This window comes from Sphingomonas sp. M6A6_1c, assembly GCF_053345135.1.
Genome location: NZ_JBKEZO010000005.1, coordinates 148,161 through 164,303, shown reverse-complemented (window position 1 = coordinate 164,303; position 16,143 = coordinate 148,161). Strand labels below are relative to the sequence as shown.

Sequence of the window (16,143 nt, the reverse complement as noted above, 5' to 3'; positions counted from 1 at the left end):
TCAGTCGCGGCGCAGTTCCTGCAACCGCCAGCGGCCATGCCGCGACAGCACCACCGTCGACAGCGGCGCGACATCGATCGCCATCGTCGCCGCCACCGGCACGTCGAGCGCGTGCGCGATCGCCGCGCGCAGCACTGCGGCATGGCTGATCGCCAGCATCCGCCCCTCGCCCAGCGCGTCGAGCCACGGACCGACCCGCGCGCACACCCCCGCCATGCTCTCACCGCCCGGGGCGCCCGCCTCGGGCGCCGCCAGCCACGTCGCGATCGCTTCCGGCGCAAGTGAATCGAGGCGGCGGCCCGTCCAAGCGCCGGCATCGATATCGCGGAGCGCCGGCGCCTCCTCGGCGGCGAGGCCGATCAGTTCGGCGGTCTCGCGCGCCGCCGCCGCCGGACTGACCCAGCAGCGTTCCGCCGCCGGCCCGGCAAGGTCGAGCGCCAGCACCTTGGCGCGCCCGCCGGCGTCGAGCGGCTCGGCCAAGTCGGCGAAGCGCGCCGCGCGCGACGCGGCGGTGGCACCGGCGCAGAGCAGGACGAGGCGGGTCGGCATCGGGCGGCAATCTCCTGATCGGTTGACGCATCCCCGCCCCGCGTTCACAGCATGGCGGATCGGAGCCGGGCGGGAAGCCGGTGGAAATCCGGCGCGGTCGCGCCACTGTGATCGTCGGGCGCCAGCCTGTCGAGAGTCAGACCCCGCCCGGCACCTTCACCCATCCGGGCGCGCTTTCCCGGCAGGAGACTGACTGATGTCCGGCACCACCGCCGCCTTCGACGACGATTTCCTTCCCGTCGGCACCGCGCACATCCCGCTCGCCGACATCGCCCCCTGGGCGGTGTTCGCCGCGATCGTCGCGTTGATCCTGCTGTACTTCGTCAGCACCGAACAGGGCGCGTTCGCGCTGTTCGATGGCATGTACGTCCACGAATATGTCCACGACGGCCGCCATCTGCTCGGCTTCCCCTGTCACTGACGCCGACGGGTAGACGGTCATGATGAGGACGTTGCTCTGGCGGGGGATGCTCGCCGGACTGATCGGCGCGCTGGTCGCCGCCACCTTCGCGCTGCTGTTCGCCGAACCGCAGATCGACGCCGCGGTCGCGCTGGAGGCGCATCATGCCGTCCATGCGATGGCGGCGGACGAGGAACTGGTCAGCCGCGCGACGCAGAAGACCTGGGGCCTCTATACCGCGATGAGCCTGTACGGCACCGCGCTCGGCGGGCTGCTCGCGATCATCTTCGCGGGCCTGTACGGCCGGGTCGCGCGGGTCGGGCCGCGCAGCCTCGCGCTGCTGCTCGCGATCGCCGCCTTCGTCGTGATCGTGCTGGTGCCGGCGATCAAATATCCGCCTACCCCGCCCGCGGTCGGGCTCCACGAGACGGTGCGGCTCCGCACCGCCGCCTATTTCGCGATGCTCGCGCTGTCGGTGGCCGCGGCGACCCTGGGCCTGTGGAGCTATCGCCGGCTCGCCGGCCGCGTCGCCGCGCTCGACCGGCTGCTGATCGCGGTCGGCGTCTATGCCGGTGCGGTGGCGCTTGTACAGCTGCTGCTGCCGGTGATCGACGAGGTGCCGGCACGCTTCCCGGCGACGCTGCTCTGGCAGTTCCGCCTCGCCGCGATCGGTACGCAGGCGCTGTTCTGGCTGGTCGCCGCCGATCTGTTCGGACGCGCCGCGGAACGGACGGTGATGGACGAGCAACGCCGGATCGCCCGATGAAGCTCACCCCCGTCGCCGCCGGACCCGCCGTGGTCGCGTGCAGCACCTGCCGCCTCACCGCGGATGCGCGCGAGGATGGCGAGGGCCGCCGCGGGGGCGCGCTGCTCGTCGACGCGCTGCGTGCGGCGCGCGCCGCCGATCCCGCGCTCGCCGGCGTCGCGGTGCAGGAGATGCCGTGTCTGTTCGCCTGCGCCGATTTCTGCACCGTCCATCTGCGCGCGCCCGGCAAGGTCGGCTATGTCCTCGGCCGCTTCACCCCCGACGCGGCCGCGGCACGCGCCATCCTCGACTATGCCGCGCTCTACGCCGCCAGCGACACCGGGCAGGTTCCGTTCAAACAATGGCCGGCGGGCGTTAAGAGCCATTTCATCACCCGCACGCCGCCCGAGGGCTTCCTCGTCGAGTGAACGCTCCGGCCGTCGAACAATCGGCCGGATCGACAGGCGAAGTTTAAAGAAAGTCCTCCCCCGCCAGGGGGAGGTGGCGCGGCGAAGCCGTGACGGAGGGGGAGGATACGGAACCGAGGTGTCGCTTACCTCCCCCTCCGTCATGCCTGCGGCATGCCACCTCCCCCTGGCGGGGGAGGACTTTGGTCGAAGGTCGACCGGTCCTAAACCACCCCCACGTCAGCTCGCGGCAAGCGCGACGCCGTCGCTACGCGACATGGCCTCTGCGGCGGCGATTTCGACCGGGGTCAGGCCGGCGAGGCGATCCTGCGCTTCGATGCTGCGCGCGTCGCTCGGCGCTTGCAGATCGGCCGAAACGCTCGACGGACGGGCGGCCCCGAACAGGCCCAGCTTGATACGATTCATAATGTCCTCAGGTCGATGGCGCGGCGCGTTCGCCCGCGCACCGTCCGCACAATTCCGCAGCGACCATGAGGTTCCCGATGCGGCGGTTCGGCTGATCCACCCCCATGCGACCGTTCAACCCACTATATTGTATAAGGTAGATAATTGTTGCTGGGATATAGAACAATTCCGGTTCTAATCGTCTTATACCCACATCATAGTGGTTAAAATGCTACACCCATTGTTAACGGCGCCATGAGATTAGCCGATTAACGCCGAACTATTCGGACGATCCGAGCAATCGATCGCTCCCGCGGCACATTCACCGGCATGAATATCGCTGGTCAACTTGGGTGGCGCAACATGAAGCAGAACATCATCGCTTTCGGAAAGTTCCTGCCGGGCCGCGCGGTCGCGTTGCTTGGCCTCACCGCGCTGGCCGCGACGCCGGCTGCGGCGGCGACGAACGGCGCGCTCGGCGCGACGTCGACGGGCAGCGTCCAGATCACCGTCTCGGTGCCGAGCCGGGTGCAGATCACCGGCCTCAGCGACATCAGCTTCGCCAATGCTGAACCCAACGGACCCGCGCAGAGCGCCCAGAACAACTGCGTCTGGAGCAACACCGCCACCAAGGGCTATACGATCACCGCAACGGGCAGCGGCACCGGGGGCGCGTTCACGCTCGCCTCGGGCGCGCTGACGCCGGTGTCCTATGCCGTGCAATGGAACCAGAGTTCCGGCCAGACTTCGGGCACAGCGCTGGTCGCATCGACCGTGTCGGGCAATTTCGTCTCGACCGCCGCGGTGCCGACCTGCGCGACCACGCCGAGTTCGACGTCGAGCCTGATCGTCACCATCGCGCAGTCGCAATTGCAGGCGATGCCGTCGCTGACCACCTACACAGGCACGCTGACGCTACTCGTCAACCCGCTCTGACGGAAGCGGGAGCGTGGCCATGGGATGTCCGCGCGTCCTGCCCGGCGGCATGATGCTGGTCGCCGCGCTCGCCGGCGCCACGCCGGCCGCGGCGCAGCAGATCCAGCTCACCCGGCTCACCGACTTCGCTTTCGGCACGGTCGGGGTCGATGCGGACATCAGCAGCAGCAAGGACGTGTGCGTCTCCTCGTCCGGCGTGCTCGGCCGCTACAATATCGTCGCGACCGGCAGCGGCACCAATCGCGCCTTCACGCTCGCCGGCGCCGGTGCGCCGATGGCCTATGAGGTGCAATGGAGCGGCACGGCGGGCCGGGCGACCGGCACCGCATTGACTTCCGGGATCGCGACCACCGGATTGGCGACGACCGGCCTCGGCCTCAATCTCGGCTGCGTGCTCGGCAACGACAGCGCCAGCCTGATCATCGTGCTGCGGTCGAGCGAGCTGAGCAAGGCGACGGCGGGTCCCTATACGGGCACGCTGACGCTGCTGATCGCGGCCGAATAGCGGCGCGACGGCATGTCCGGCGCTTCCGTTATCCGGTGCCGCCCCGCCAAAGGCTGGCGGCTGGCGCTGGCCGCGGCGGCGGCGCTCGGCTGGTCGGCCGGTGCGCATGCGGATCGACCGTCGGATGCGCCGCAGCTGCGCGTCGGCACGCCGGCGGGTTTCGACCAATTGCTCAAGCCGCAGGAGGCGATGGTCGACGTCTTCGTCGGCGGCCGGGCGATCGGCCAGACGCGGCTGCGCTACGGTTCGGGCCGGGTCACCTTCCTAGACCTCGACGCGTTGCTCGCCTTGGTCCCCGATCTGATCGACGCCGCCACCGCACGCGCGGCGCTCGCCGCGCCGGAGGTCGATGCGCACCCCGAGCTGGTCTGCCCGCCCGATGCCGATCCGGCGAGCTGCCGGACGCTGATGCCCGCCGATGCCGGCGTGATCTTCGACGCGGCGCGGTTCCGGATCGACCTCTTCTTCCATCCCCGGCTGCTCGCGGTGCATCCGGCGAGCGAGCGCCGCTATCTGCCGCCACCCGAGGCACGCCTGTCGCTGGTCGACCAGATCGGCGGCACCGTCGCGGGGAGCGGCGGCTATGTCGACTATACGCTGCTCAACCGCGCCATCCTCGGCTACGGCCATGCCCGCCTGCGCAGCGAAATGTCCTATTCGTCGCGCTACGGCCTGCTCGCCGATACGCTGGCGGCCGAACTCGACACGCCGGGCTATCGCTATGCGGCGGGCGTGCAATGGACGCCGGGCATCGACCTTACCGGCCGGCGGCGGATCGTCGGCGTCGGCATGCAGAGCCAGATCGACACCCGGCTCGATCGCACGTTGATCGCGGGCAGCCCGCTCGTCGTCTCGCTGGCGGCGCGCGCGCGCGTCGACGTGCTGCGCGACGGCCGCCTTCTGACCTCGCGGACCTACGACGCGGGCAATCAGGCGCTCGACACCTCCAGCCTGCCGGACGGCGCCTACGAATTGGTGCTGCACGTCACCGAGGCCGGTGGCACTGTGCGCGACGAGCGACGCTTCTTCACCAAGAACGCCGCGATCGCGGCGATCGGCGACCCCATCGTCTTCGCTTATGCCGGGCTGCTCGCCAACGATCGCGTCGGCACCTTCATCGCGACCTCGCGCACGCCCTTCTACGAAGCGGGCGTCGCGCGCCGGCTGACGCCGCAACTCGCGCTCGACGCGACCGTGCTCGGCACCGATCGCAACGCGCTGCTCGAACTGGGCGGCTATTGGCTCGGCCATGCCGCGCAATGGCGCGCCGCCGGGCTCGCCTCGCTCCATGGCCAATTCGGCATGCTGGTCCAGGCCACGTCGTCGGGCACGGCGCGGCTCAATTATGCGGTCGATCTGCGGCGGGTGTGGAGCCCGGGCGCGCGGCCGTTGATCCCGCTCGGCGACAGCGTCGCGACCGCGTTGCTCCTGCGCGCCGATCCGGCGGCGCGGAAGTCAACCGGCGGCTTCACCCAGGTCAACGGCACGCTCAACTACGCACTGCCGCGCGGCCAGTTCGCGATATCGGGCTTCTACCGCCGGGATCGCGGCACCCGCGCCTCCTACGGCCTGGGGCCGAGCCTCACCGTACCGCTGATCCAGCGCGGCGGGTTGCAGGTGACGGTGCGCGGCGATGCGACGATCACCAACCAAGGGCGCGCGGCGTTCATCGGCATCAGCCTCCAGCGGGTGCGCGGCACCGCCGCCTGGAGCGCCAGCGCCGGGCTGCGCGCCAGCGATGTCGGCGCCACGCAGAAGGGCGTCGCGGCGGTCGGCGGCATCGCCGGGGCATGGCAGCGCGATCGCGTGCTCGGCGGCGAACTGGCGCTGTCGGGCGGGGTGGAGCGGGAGGTCGGCGGCACGCTGGCACGCGGCCACGCCGACCTGCGCACCGCCGCCGCCGCGCTCTATGCCGATGTCGCGCAGCCGCTCGCGGGCAGCAACGGCGCGACCCAATATAGCCTCGGCTTCCAGACGACCGCGGCGGCAACGCGCCGCGCGCTCGTCCTGCAAGGCCGCGATCGCAACGATGCGATCATCGTCGTCTCGGTGCAGGAGGATGGCGAGCCCCGGCGCAAGGGCGCCACCGGGGCGCCGTTCGAGGTGCTGGTCGACAATGGCGCGCGCGGCACGGTCCGCCTCGGCGAGACGCTGGCGGTGTCGGTGCCCGCCTATCGCCAATATGCGGTCCGCCTGCGCTCGACCGGTGAGGAATTGATGCATCTGGATGGCGGCACGCGCAAGGTGAGCGTCTATCCCGGGACCGTCGCGCGGCTCGAATGGAAGACCCGGCACGTGGTCGCGATGTTCGGGCGGCTGGTGTGGCACGACGGCACGCCGGTCGCCAATGCGACGATCCACGCCGCCGGCGCGATCGGCGACACCGATGCCGCGGGCTATTTCCAGATCGAGACGATCCGCAACGCCGTGCTGAAGATCCAGGCGCCCGACGGCCGGTCCTGCCAATTGCCGGTCCGCGCGTCACCGACGCCGGACGGCTATGCCGCGCTCGGGACGCTCGATTGCGTCGGTGCTTCGTTCATCAACCAGATCGCCGACCTGCGGCCATGAAGAAGGAGAGGATCATGACCATGACCTGGATGCGGCGGAGCATCGCGACCGCCGCCGCCGTCGCCGCCATCGGGCTGGGCGCCCAGCCCGCCGCGGCCAATCTCGTCCTCAGCCAGGTCGTCGTCGACCTCACGCCCGCCGGGCCGCCGCGCACCGACGTCGAGGCGTGGAATACGGGGACGGAGCGCATGTACGTCATCGCCGAACCCGCGAGCATCGTCGATCCCGGCACCCCGACGGAGCACCGCGTCGTCAGCGCCGATCCGGCCGAAAGCGGCCTGCTGGTGACGCCGCAGAAGATGATCCTGGAGCCGGGCGAGCGCAAGCTGATCCGCATCGCCGCCGTGGCGCCGCGCGGTGCGCGCGATCGCGTCTATCGCGTCACGGTCAAGCCGGTGGCGGGCGACGTCTCGGCCGCGGGGTCGGCGCTCAAGGTTCTGGTCGGCTACGACATGCTGGTCATCGTCCGCCCCTCGGTGATGACAGGCGAGGTCGCCGCCCGCCGCGACGGCGCGACGCTCGCCCTGACCAACACCGGCAGCACCAGCGTTGAACTCTACGATGGCCGCCAATGCACCGCCGCCGGCGGCGACTGCCACCCGCTCCCCGCCAAGCGCCTTTACGCCGGCGTGACCTGGTCGCAACCGATCGACCCCGCCCGCCCCGTCGCCTACAAGATCAAGACCGGCTTGATGGTGAAGGCGGCAACCTATTAACGGATGAATTCACAATTATCCGCTTCGATACTGGATAGTTACCGATCAGCTAGACTTTATCGTCGGAGCCAATATCTGGACAGTAAACAAGACGGCATTTATGCGATGGCGATGCATATTGCAGACATCGCAGTGACACCAGACGCGTGCGATCGGCCGCCACGCCGCCGCTGGCCATGGCATCGGATGGTGGTTGCCGGTGCCTTCGTCGTGGCGATGCTCTTGTTCTTCCGCGTTCCGATCTTGAGTGGCTTCGATCTCGGCTTCGGCGATCGCGGTGACGGCGTGATCGAGATCAGCATCCTCGAACATTGGCGTAACGTCCTGATCGGGACCGCCGACTGGACGACCACCGGCTATTTTTACCCGTATCGGGGCACGCTGGGCTACAACGACGGCTATTTTCTTTATGGACTGAGCTATTCCTTCTGGCGGCTGTTGGCCGACCCCTTCCATGCTGACACGCTCAACGTCCTGACCTTCAAGACGATCGGCTTCGTGGCGGCGTATCTGCTGGTCGCGCGGACGCTCGGCTGGGGGCGTGGTGCGGCGACGCTCGTGGCGCTGCTATGGACCGTGTCGAGCAATATCTCGCTGCAGGCGGTGCACGTGCAATTGCAGAGCGTCGCGTTGCTGCCGGTGGTGATGATGCTGGCGATCGAAATCGTGCGCGCCGAGCAGGACGGGCACGGCCGCCGGGCGCGGGTGCTGGCCGTGGCGCTGGCGGCGGTAATGGCGGCGTGGCTGCTGACCGCTTATTATATGGCGTGGTTCACGATCTTCTCCGCGGGCCTGTTCGTCGCCTGCTGGTTCGTGCTGGGCGATCATCGGCATCCCGCCGCCGTGCTCGCCCTGATCCGCCGCCATGCCGCGACATCGCTCTGGGGAGCGAGCGCGTTCGCGATCCTCGTCCTGCCGTTTCTCGCGATCTACCTCCCCAAGGCGGGGGAAACCGGCGGTCACCCTTATGAGGAGATGCTGGGCTATCTCGTCACGCCGGTGATCGACATGATCAACGTCGGGCCTGAAAATTACCTCTGGGGTTGGCTGTTCCGGCCGCTGTTCGCGCTGGTCCACATCGTGCTTCCCGCCGATCCGATGCTGCCGGAGCGGGTGCTCGGCGGCGAACATGAAACCGGCATCCCGCCGATCCTCTTCGTGCTCGTCGTCGCGGCGGCATGGCAGATCATCGTTCGCCGTCAGACGAACGGCAGCCTGGTGCCGCACGAGTTGCGCGCATTCGCGCTCGCGACGATCATCGGCTGGCTGCTCACGCTGCAATTCTGGACGGCATCACCTTGGGGACTGGTGTACGAGTTGGTACCCGGCGGCAAGGGATTGCGCGTCGTGTCGCGTTACCAGCTCTGGCTGGTGCTGCCCTTCCTGCTGCTGGTTGTTGCTGCGTGGCGGCAGCGGGCGGCGCGGCTGGCCCGGTCCAAGCCGTGGGCTGCCGCAATGGTCGTGGTTCTGCTGGTAGCCGAGAACCTGAGCGCGCAAACGCCGGCCCGCCTGAGCCACGACGAACAGCAGGCAGCCGTGTCAGCCATCCCCCCGCCGCCGGCATCCTGTGCCAGCTTCTACGCGGTGGCCACGCGGCGCGACGAGCCGCTGTACCTCAGCACCTTCAAGCACCAATTATATCCGCACAACGTCGATGCGATGCTGCTCGCCGAGCTGTGGAGGGTGCCGACGATCAACGGCTTCTCTACCTTCAACCCGCCCGACTGGAACTTCGCCCGCCCGCTGGCAGGGGATTACGACGCGCGGATCACCGCTTATGCGCGACGTCATGGCCTACGTGGGCTCTGCCGCCTCGACATGCGGCAGGCACGGCCATGGTCGCGGCTTGTGCCGGCTGCCGCCGGTTCGTAGGGCACCCGCGACGCCGTCGATCCGGCGAGCCGGAGTGGAGAGCGTATGACCAGAATCTCATTGATCGGCGGTGCGATCGCAGCCGCGCTCGCCGGTGTGGCACCGGCATCGGCGCAGATCGTGATGGAGGCGAACGGCGCGCGGGCGGATGGCCGTTGGGGCGGCGAACTCGGCGCCGGCTACGGCTTCGGCGCAGCCGGCTTCCGCTTGACGCCGATGGTCGGCGCGCTCGTCGATCGCGGCGACGACGATGCGGTCAAGCCCTATGGCCGGGTCGAGGCGACCTATGCCATTCCCCTGGTCGCGACGGTCGGCGCCGGCGTTCGGGTCGGCAACGACCTGCGTCCTTACGGCACGGTGGCGGTGCCGTTGCTGCCGGCGATCAGCCTGAAGGGCAATGCCGGGCCGCATTATTACGCCCTGGGGCTACGGCTCGGCCTGTGACGCCGGGCTGGCCGCGCTACAGCCCGCCCTGAAACGCGAAGGTGAAGCGCGACGGCACCGTTTTCGCCGATTGGCCAGCCCTGCGCGCCGGCGTCACCCTGGTGAGCGTCAGCTTGCCGTCGGCGACGGCGACCGGCACGCCCAGGATCAGGTCGACGGGCTTCGACCAATCGCCGCCCGAGACGGTGGCGCGCACCACCACCCGGCCTTCCCAGACGCAGCGGGTGCCGACCGGGCAGCGGCTGTCCTCGACCACATGATCGGGCCGCACCCGCGGCCCGCCGACCAGCGCGGTCTGGCCGAGCCCCACCGGTCCCTCGACCGCTGCGGTCTGCGAGCAACCGGCGAGCGCGGCCAGAGCGGCTAGGAGCGGGAGACGGACCGACATGCGTTCGGACGGTATCGGTCCCGCCCCATGCCGTCCATCGCTATGCGTCGGGCGCGATCGTCACCCGCAAGCCATCCAGCGCGTCGTCGAACGGGATCTGGCACGCCAGCCGCGAGGTCGGCGCGCGGTGATCGACACCGTCGAGCAGGTCGGCCTCTTCGCTGCTGATCGGTGACAGACGCCCGGCATCGGCGGGATCGACGACCACGTGGCAGGTCGCGCAGGACAGGCAGCCGCCGCACAGCGCCAGCAATTCGTCGATCCCGCCGTCGCGGATGACCTCCATCACCGATATTCCGGGGGTGGCATCCAAGGTGCGCAGGTCGCCCTCGCGCGTCGTCACGAACAATTGGGTCATATCGTCCTTGTGGATAACGGGAACCGTAGGCGGGCGGGTGCCGCCACTCCGTGTGGCGACACCGGTCCCGGGCACGGCTCAATAATGGATGCGGAATTCGACGCCGACGCGCCGCGGCGTCAGCACGCCGCGCGAATAATAGCGCTCGACCACGTCGGTCCGGACCTGATTATATGACGAGATATCGTTGCCGATCGCCGTCACCGCATATTTGTCGAAGATATTGTCCGCGAACAGGCCGATCTGGAACCGGTTGGTGATGTAGTTCAGCGCCGCGCTGTGCGTCACATAGCCGGGGATCGCCTCGCCGTTCCCTTGCAACCCGACCCGCGAATAGATCTCGCCGCGATAGATGGTCGCCCAATTCGCCTCGACCCGGTTGCCGCTGCCGAGCGGGTAGGCATAGATGACCTGCGCGCTACCCGAATTCTTCGCCGATCCGGGCAGGCGATCGCCGGCGAACGCGTCGTAGCGTATCCCCTGGCTGACGACGAGGCCGGTGACGTCCTGCGTCAGATGCGCATCGACGTAGGAATAGGTGCCGATCAGCGAGAGATTGCGGACCGGTCTCACCGTCGCCTGAACGTCGAAGCCGCGGGATATCGCATCCGCCCCGTTGACGGTGATGCCGATCGCACCGTTCACCGTCTGGCTGGGCACCTGGACCCCCGTCCAGTTGATCTCATAGCCGTCCACGGTGAACTGGAGCTTCTTGTCGAACAGGCTGGCGCGAAGGCCAATTTCCTTGTTGCGCGTCCGGTCCGGGCCGTAGACCAGTTCGTTGGGGAGCGCACAGAGGTTCTGGCCGGCGGGCAGCGGCTGGATGCAGGGAACGACGCGGTTGACGCCGCCGACGCGATAGCCGGTCGAATAGGTGAAATAGGCGAGCAGATTATCACTGAATTTGTACGAGGTGTTGGCCTTCCACACCACGCCGTCCTTGGCGGTATCGCCGGTACGGATGCGGCTCGCGGCGATCGTGGTCGACGGATAGGGCATGCGCGTCAGGCCGCCACCGAACAGCGGCGTGTCCGATCCGCCCTCCACGCTCGCGTCATATTTGAAGTAGCGGATACCGCCCGTGACCTGCCACGCCTGGGTCAGATGCAGCGTGCCTTCACCATAGGCCGCCTTCTCGGTCGTCTTGCTGTTGACCAACGAGATATATTCCAGGTCGTCCGGCCGGTTGATGCCGGCGAAGGCGGCAAAGCCGGGCGTATATTCGTTGCGGGTGCTGGAGAAGCGCAGCCGGTTGTAGAAGCCGCCGATCACCCAGTTGAACGGCCCGCCATGCGTGGACACCAGGCGGACCTCCTGGTTGAACTGCTTATAACGTTGCTCATTGTTGGCGTAGGAGGAAAATTCCGGGAATGCCTCATAGCCGTAATTGAGGTCGAGCAGCAGATCGGTATTGTCGTCGGTGGTGGTGATATGCTGCTTGGTATAAGCGGTGGTGCTGACCAATTGTGCGATGCTGGCGAGATTGATGTTGAATTCGGCGGCGAAAAGATCGGCGCGGCGGTCCACGGGCTCGAGATAGCGCCACGGACCTTCGTAATTGCCGGTGCTGAGCACGCCGGCGCCATTGGCCTGCCGTCCCCCCGTCTTGGTCGTCTGGTGCGCGTAGGTGAGATAGGCCTTGATGTCGGGATTGACCTCCAGCAGCAACTGGTTGCGCGTGGTGAAGGTGTGTTCGTAGTTCACGTCCTTCTTGCGCGTGAAGTTCGCGCCGTAATCGGCGTTGTCGCCGAGCGAACCGGTCGAGGCCGCCGTCGCGCGGCCCGGTTGCGGGTCGGAGACGCCGGGCTGCCGCAGCAGGTAATTGTAATCGATGAAGCCGGCATTGTCATAATAGCCGGTGGCGGTGCGGAAGGCGATGTGATCCTTGACGATCGGCACGTTGATCGCGACGTCGCCGATCGCGCCGAGGGTGTCGGAGTGGGACTGGGCATAGCCGCGGCCGTGGGCGTCGATCGTGATTCGGTCTGTTTCGGGGCGGTTTGGGATGTAGCGCACCGCACCGGCGAGCGTGCCGAGCCCGTAGAGCGTGCCTTGCGGCCCCTGCAACACCTCGACCCGGCCGACGTCGATCAGCTTGAAGTCGAGGTAGAGCGGCACCTCGCCGAGATAGACGCCGACCGCATTGCCGCTGTTCGCGCCGGTGACGCTGGTGTCGCCCGAGGCGATGCCGCGCAGGATGATGTTGCCGGTCGATGCCGGCCCGGTGTCGGCGACGGTGACGCCGGGGGTGAAGGCGGCGAGCGAGCGGATGTCGTCGAGCCGCTGCGACTGGATGGTCTCGGCGGACACCGCGCTGATGTTGATCGGCGCATCCTGCAGCGTCGTGCGCCGCCGGCTGCCGGTGACGACGATGTCGTTGGCGTCGGAGGCGAGCGACGGGTCGGCATCCGCACCGGCACCGGTGGATTGCGCGGGCGCCTCCTGCGCCAGCGCGGGTGCGCCGGCGACGCCGATCAGCGCGGTCGCGCACAATAAGCCTGCGCGAGAGAAACGTACTGCCATCAATGCCCCCTTGTCACAAAAACACGCCCTTCCGCGAAGCGCCGGTCCGCGTCAGCGCCTCGATGGGGCCGTTCGCTCGTGCAGCAGACTGTGGACATTGGCGGCGAACCGACATGGGGTGTTTGACGTAAGCGGCGAATGAGCGGCGCCCGCCTACGTCAAACGGCGAATGCCGCGCCCGCCCCAGGCGCGATACCCCAATGCCATGGCGACCCGAGCTATCCTGTTTGCGACGATCCTGGCGCTGGCGCCCTCCCCCGCGCTGGCGAGGCAATCGCCCAGTGCGACTTTGGTGCACTGCGGCGCCGACACCTGCCTGCGCCTGTCGGGCCATCGTGCCCGCGCCACCGTCGCAGTGCGGATCGACGGGCACAGGCTCGCCGTCGAGGGCGCGCGCGCCTGGCGGATCACGGTGCCGCTGTCGACCGCCCGCAGCTGGCGGATCGCGCGCGGCGATACGCTCGCGGTGACGCTCGCCGATGACGATGCCGGCACCGAGCATATCGAGACCGCGATCCTGCCGCCCGGAGCGCTCGGCAGCCGGCTGGAACTCGCCGCGCTGGAGGTGCGCGCGCACTGACCTTTCCGCGTGCGCTTGTGGACGTCCCCGGCGCCTCCTACATTCCTGCAACCCGCGTCGCCGGAAGAGCGATGGGTGACATATGCAGGAGATGACGATGAAGATCGGTGCAGCGGCCCTTGCCGCAATTCTGGCGGCCACCCCGGCGCTCGCCGCGCCAGCCGGCAACAATCCCTTTTCGGCCGATAGCGCGGTGCTCAACCTGCGCGGCATCGATCTCACCACCGTCGACGGCCAGCAGCGCCTCGCGATCCGCATGGATCAGGTGGCGAACACCGTGTGCGGCGAGAAGATGAGCAGCATCCATCTGGCGCTGGGCGCACAGGCGCGCGGTTGCCGCGCCGACGTGATCGCCGACATGCGCACCCGCATCGCCGCGGCGACGGCGGCGCGCGCCACCGATCGCGGTACGCAGCTCGCCATGCGCTGACGCTTCGACGGAGCGGTCGCGGCATGCGGCGGCTCCGTCAAACGCCGTATGGCCGGGCATGCCGGCCCGCCTAGGCTGGCGGGATGAAACGCTGCCTTCCCGACGTTCGCCGCGCGGTCGCGGTCCTGTTCGCCGCGGTGTGCGTCACCGGCGCCGCGCCGGTCGACGTCGGCCCGCGCTTCGCGCCGTGGATCGACGGCACCTCGCCGCACGAACCCGCGGTGCAGGTCCAGCGCATCGACGCCGACACGTTCGTCATCCGCCAGTCGGTGCAGACCAATTTCGAGGCGCCGTTCCTCTACCTGCTGTTCGGTCGCGAGCGCGCGCTGCTGATCGACAGCGGCGCGGGCGGGGTCAGCCTGCGCCCGACGATCGATCGGCTGATCGCCGGACACGGCAGCCGGCCGGTCCGCCTGATCGTCGCGCATTCGCACGGCCATGGCGACCATCATGCCGGCGACGAGGAATTCCGCGACCGCCCCGACACCGAGATCGTCGGGCTCGACCCCGCAGCGGTCGCCGCAGCCTTCGCCGTCGCCGACTGGCCGCGGGGGATCGGCCATTACGATCTGGGCGGCCGCAGGCTCGACATCGTGCCGACGCCCGGACACGAGCCGGCGCACATCATGATCTATGACGCGCGTACGCGGCTGCTGTTCTCGGGCGACATGCTGTACCCCGGCCGGCTCTACGTGCCGCGCGATCGTTTCGACGCCTTCCGGGCGAGCGCGCACCGGCTCGCCGCCTTCGCCCGGACGCACCCGATCCGCGCGCTGCTTGGCGCGCATATCGAGATGACCACCACCCCCGGCCGCGATTATCCGATGCAGGCCGCGGCGCACCCCGCCGAACACCGGCTGGCGCTGCCCACGAGCGCGATCGGAGAGCTCGACAAGGCGGTGACCGCGGCACCGTCGCCACCCGCGATCGATCGCCACGCCGACTTCATCCTCTACCCGGTGGCTCCCCGACCGGCGTGAGCGGTGGGCGCCACGGGGCGATCGGGCTCGCACCCGAGCGCACGGCCTCTGCGGTTCCGCACACGGCTGATCTACGACACCTTCGGTCCTTCGCCCCGGAGTTGATCAAGACCTCTACAAAACACCCGACGTACCCCAGCGAAGGCCGGTCCAGTTGGGAAGGCCGTTGTAAGTCATTACAAACCTTCACCCAACTGGGCCCCGGCGTCCGCCGGGGTACAAGGTGACGTAAGTCGGACCGACTTCCAGCAGGCTCGTTCCGCGCGACCCGCGTCAGTCGCCGATCTTGCCCGGCTTCTTCCACCACGACAGCGTGTGCGCGTCATGTGCGCTCGTCCACACGCCGGCGCGGGTATAGCGTAGCGCGCCGCTGCCCGCGGCGGCGCCGACGCGTGCCTTGATCGCCAGCGTCGCGGGATCGATGACGACGAAGGTCTGGCCGGCGGTGGTGCGCAGCCACACCTTGCCGCCGCCGGTATCGATGTCGCCGTATTTGAGCGTCTCGTCCACCTTGACCCGGCCGGACACCCGAGCCGTGGCGGGATCGATCCGCGCGACGGTGCCGTCGCCCTGCTCCTGGACCCAGACCGCGCCCTCCCCCACCGCGAGGAAGCCGGGCTCGCGGCCGAGCGCGACGGTCGCGACGACGCCGTTGGTGGCGGGATCGATCTTCTGGAGGCTTTGGCCGACGCCGCTGACCGCCCATAAGGCGCCCATCCCGAACGCGAGATAGAAGCTTCCCGGATTGGCCCGGATCGACACGGTCACCGCGTTGGTCGCCGGGCTGACCCGCGCGATCGTGCCGCCCGCATCGCTCGCCACCCAGATCGAGCCGGCACCGGCGACGACGTTCAGTTCGCCCTTGGGGCTGGCGATGCCGGTGGCGATCACCGCGGTGATCGCGGCGGTCCTGAGGTCGATGCGGTTGAGCGTCAGGTCCTTGCAATCCGCCACCCACAACGACCCGAAGGCGATCGTCATCGCGCCGCAGGGATGCGCCATCGCGACCGCGGCGTGCTTGCCGTGCAACGACCAGCGTTCGACCCGGCCGACGTTGGTCGCCCACACGCTCTTGCCGTCGACCGCGAGGAAATCGGCGAAGCCCGGGACGGCCAGTACGCGCGCGTCGGGCGTCGCCGCCGCCGCCGGAGTCAACGTCAGGCCGGCGGCGATCGCCGCGGCGACCGCCCTCCTGATCTTCGGCATGATCGTCTTCATCGCATTCCGCCCCGCCAGATCGGCGCCCCCCGCGGCCGACAGCAAACCCGACGATAAGGCGGGCGACCGTCCGCACAGGTGGGCAAATGACGTACGCGGGCTCGCGGATCGCCGCA

At 68.8% G+C, this 16,143-nt stretch carries 19 protein-coding genes and 1 riboswitch; of the genes, 12 read left to right on the top strand and 7 right to left on the bottom strand.

Annotation, left to right across the window (positions count from 1 at the left end):
• On the bottom strand, nt 1-549 hold the full coding sequence (locus ACLBWH_RS11880) for a histidine phosphatase family protein (RefSeq protein WP_447799046.1): 549 nt from the start codon (nt 547-549) through the stop codon (nt 1-3).
• 38 nt (nt 550-587) lie between these two features.
• Nucleotides 588-715, top strand: a riboswitch (cobalamin riboswitch).
• A gap of 30 nt (nt 716-745) precedes the next feature.
• Between ACLBWH_RS11880 and ACLBWH_RS11875 the strand changes: the two genes are divergently transcribed.
• From ACLBWH_RS11875 to ACLBWH_RS11865, 3 genes are read left to right on the top strand one after another with little or no spacing between them, the layout of a single operon-like run.
• Nucleotides 746-970 carry a CbtB domain-containing protein gene (locus ACLBWH_RS11875; RefSeq protein ID WP_322849943.1) on the top strand — a complete coding sequence of 75 codons (225 nt, stop codon included), beginning with the start codon at nt 746-748 and terminating at the stop codon, nt 968-970.
• A 22-nt stretch (nt 971-992) separates the two neighbouring features.
• Complete coding sequence (locus tag ACLBWH_RS11870; protein ID WP_322849944.1) at nt 993-1,715, top strand: CbtA family protein; 723 nt, start codon at nt 993-995, stop codon at nt 1,713-1,715.
• Nucleotides 1,712-2,122, top strand: coding sequence for a DUF1636 domain-containing protein (locus ACLBWH_RS11865; RefSeq protein ID WP_447799044.1), 411 nt, complete (start codon nt 1,712-1,714; stop codon nt 2,120-2,122). Before ACLBWH_RS11870 ends, ACLBWH_RS11865 begins: the two co-directional genes overlap by 4 nt.
• Before the next feature lie 219 nt (nt 2,123-2,341).
• On the opposite strand, the gene ACLBWH_RS11860 is transcribed toward ACLBWH_RS11865, so the two are convergent.
• Nucleotides 2,342-2,527: a hypothetical protein gene (locus ACLBWH_RS11860; protein ID WP_447799042.1), complete on the bottom strand. Its 186-nt coding sequence runs from the start codon at nt 2,525-2,527 to the stop codon at nt 2,342-2,344.
• 342 nt (nt 2,528-2,869) lie between these two features.
• Between ACLBWH_RS11860 and ACLBWH_RS11855 the strand changes: the two genes are divergently transcribed.
• Genes ACLBWH_RS11855 through ACLBWH_RS11840 form a run of 4 tightly spaced genes read left to right on the top strand, consistent with a single transcriptional unit; the run spans nt 2,870 to nt 7,234 of the window.
• Complete coding sequence (locus tag ACLBWH_RS11855; protein ID WP_447799040.1) at nt 2,870-3,442, top strand: hypothetical protein; 573 nt, start codon at nt 2,870-2,872, stop codon at nt 3,440-3,442.
• Nucleotides 3,443-3,461: 19 nt separating this feature from the next.
• On the top strand, nt 3,462-3,947 hold the full coding sequence (locus ACLBWH_RS11850; RefSeq protein ID WP_447799038.1) for a hypothetical protein: 486 nt from the start codon (nt 3,462-3,464) through the stop codon (nt 3,945-3,947).
• A 12-nt stretch (nt 3,948-3,959) separates the two neighbouring features.
• On the top strand, nt 3,960-6,518 hold the full coding sequence (locus tag ACLBWH_RS11845; protein WP_447799036.1) for a TcfC E-set like domain-containing protein: 2,559 nt from the start codon (nt 3,960-3,962) through the stop codon (nt 6,516-6,518).
• Between the two features lie 14 nt (nt 6,519-6,532).
• Nucleotides 6,533-7,234, top strand: a complete 702-nt coding sequence (locus ACLBWH_RS11840; RefSeq protein ID WP_447799035.1) for a fimbrial biogenesis chaperone — start codon at nt 6,533-6,535, stop codon at nt 7,232-7,234.
• 45 nt (nt 7,235-7,279) lie between these two features.
• Here ACLBWH_RS11840 and ACLBWH_RS11835 read toward each other — a convergent pair whose 3' ends face one another.
• Entirely contained in the window at nt 7,280-7,546 is a 267-nt protein-coding gene (locus ACLBWH_RS11835) for a hypothetical protein (RefSeq protein WP_447799033.1), read from the bottom strand.
• Here ACLBWH_RS11835 and ACLBWH_RS11830 point away from each other — a divergent pair.
• Both ACLBWH_RS11830 and ACLBWH_RS11825 read left to right on the top strand, forming a co-directional pair.
• The gene (locus tag ACLBWH_RS11830) at nt 7,520-9,106 is read left to right on the top strand and encodes a hypothetical protein (RefSeq protein WP_447799031.1); all 1,587 of its coding nucleotides are present in this window, start codon (nt 7,520-7,522) and stop codon (nt 9,104-9,106) included. The genes ACLBWH_RS11835 and ACLBWH_RS11830 overlap by 27 nt on opposite strands.
• Nucleotides 9,107-9,151: 45 nt before the next feature.
• Nucleotides 9,152-9,550: a hypothetical protein gene (locus ACLBWH_RS11825; protein ID WP_447799029.1), complete on the top strand. Its 399-nt coding sequence runs from the start codon at nt 9,152-9,154 to the stop codon at nt 9,548-9,550.
• Between the two features lie 16 nt (nt 9,551-9,566).
• Here the strand turns inward: ACLBWH_RS11825 and ACLBWH_RS11820 are convergent, their stop codons facing one another.
• The 3 genes from ACLBWH_RS11820 to ACLBWH_RS11810 form a co-directional block, all read right to left on the bottom strand.
• A complete protein-coding gene (locus ACLBWH_RS11820; protein WP_447799028.1) occupies nt 9,567-9,938 on the bottom strand; it encodes a hypothetical protein in 372 nt (123 codons plus the stop codon).
• A gap of 40 nt (nt 9,939-9,978) precedes the next feature.
• On the bottom strand, nt 9,979-10,296 hold the full coding sequence (locus tag ACLBWH_RS11815) for a 2Fe-2S iron-sulfur cluster-binding protein (RefSeq protein ID WP_447799026.1): 318 nt from the start codon (nt 10,294-10,296) through the stop codon (nt 9,979-9,981).
• Nucleotides 10,297-10,374: 78 nt separating this feature from the next.
• Entirely contained in the window at nt 10,375-12,819 is a 2,445-nt protein-coding gene (locus ACLBWH_RS11810; protein ID WP_447799024.1) for a TonB-dependent receptor, read from the bottom strand.
• 205 nt (nt 12,820-13,024) lie between these two features.
• Here ACLBWH_RS11810 and ACLBWH_RS11805 point away from each other — a divergent pair, with 205 nt between their 5' ends.
• From ACLBWH_RS11805 to ACLBWH_RS11795, 3 genes are all read left to right on the top strand, one after another.
• Complete coding sequence (locus ACLBWH_RS11805) at nt 13,025-13,399, top strand: hypothetical protein (RefSeq protein ID WP_322849955.1); 375 nt, start codon at nt 13,025-13,027, stop codon at nt 13,397-13,399.
• Between the two features lie 97 nt (nt 13,400-13,496).
• The gene (locus ACLBWH_RS11800; RefSeq protein WP_322849956.1) at nt 13,497-13,829 is read left to right on the top strand and encodes a UrcA family protein; all 333 of its coding nucleotides are present in this window, start codon (nt 13,497-13,499) and stop codon (nt 13,827-13,829) included.
• Between the two features lie 83 nt (nt 13,830-13,912).
• The gene (locus ACLBWH_RS11795; RefSeq protein ID WP_322849957.1) at nt 13,913-14,809 is read left to right on the top strand and encodes an MBL fold metallo-hydrolase; all 897 of its coding nucleotides are present in this window, start codon (nt 13,913-13,915) and stop codon (nt 14,807-14,809) included.
• Between the two features lie 273 nt (nt 14,810-15,082).
• On the opposite strand, the gene ACLBWH_RS11790 is transcribed toward ACLBWH_RS11795, so the two are convergent.
• Nucleotides 15,083-16,027: a Vgb family protein gene (locus ACLBWH_RS11790; protein ID WP_447799021.1), complete on the bottom strand. Its 945-nt coding sequence runs from the start codon at nt 16,025-16,027 to the stop codon at nt 15,083-15,085.
• Between the last annotated feature and the right edge of the window lie 116 nt (nt 16,028-16,143).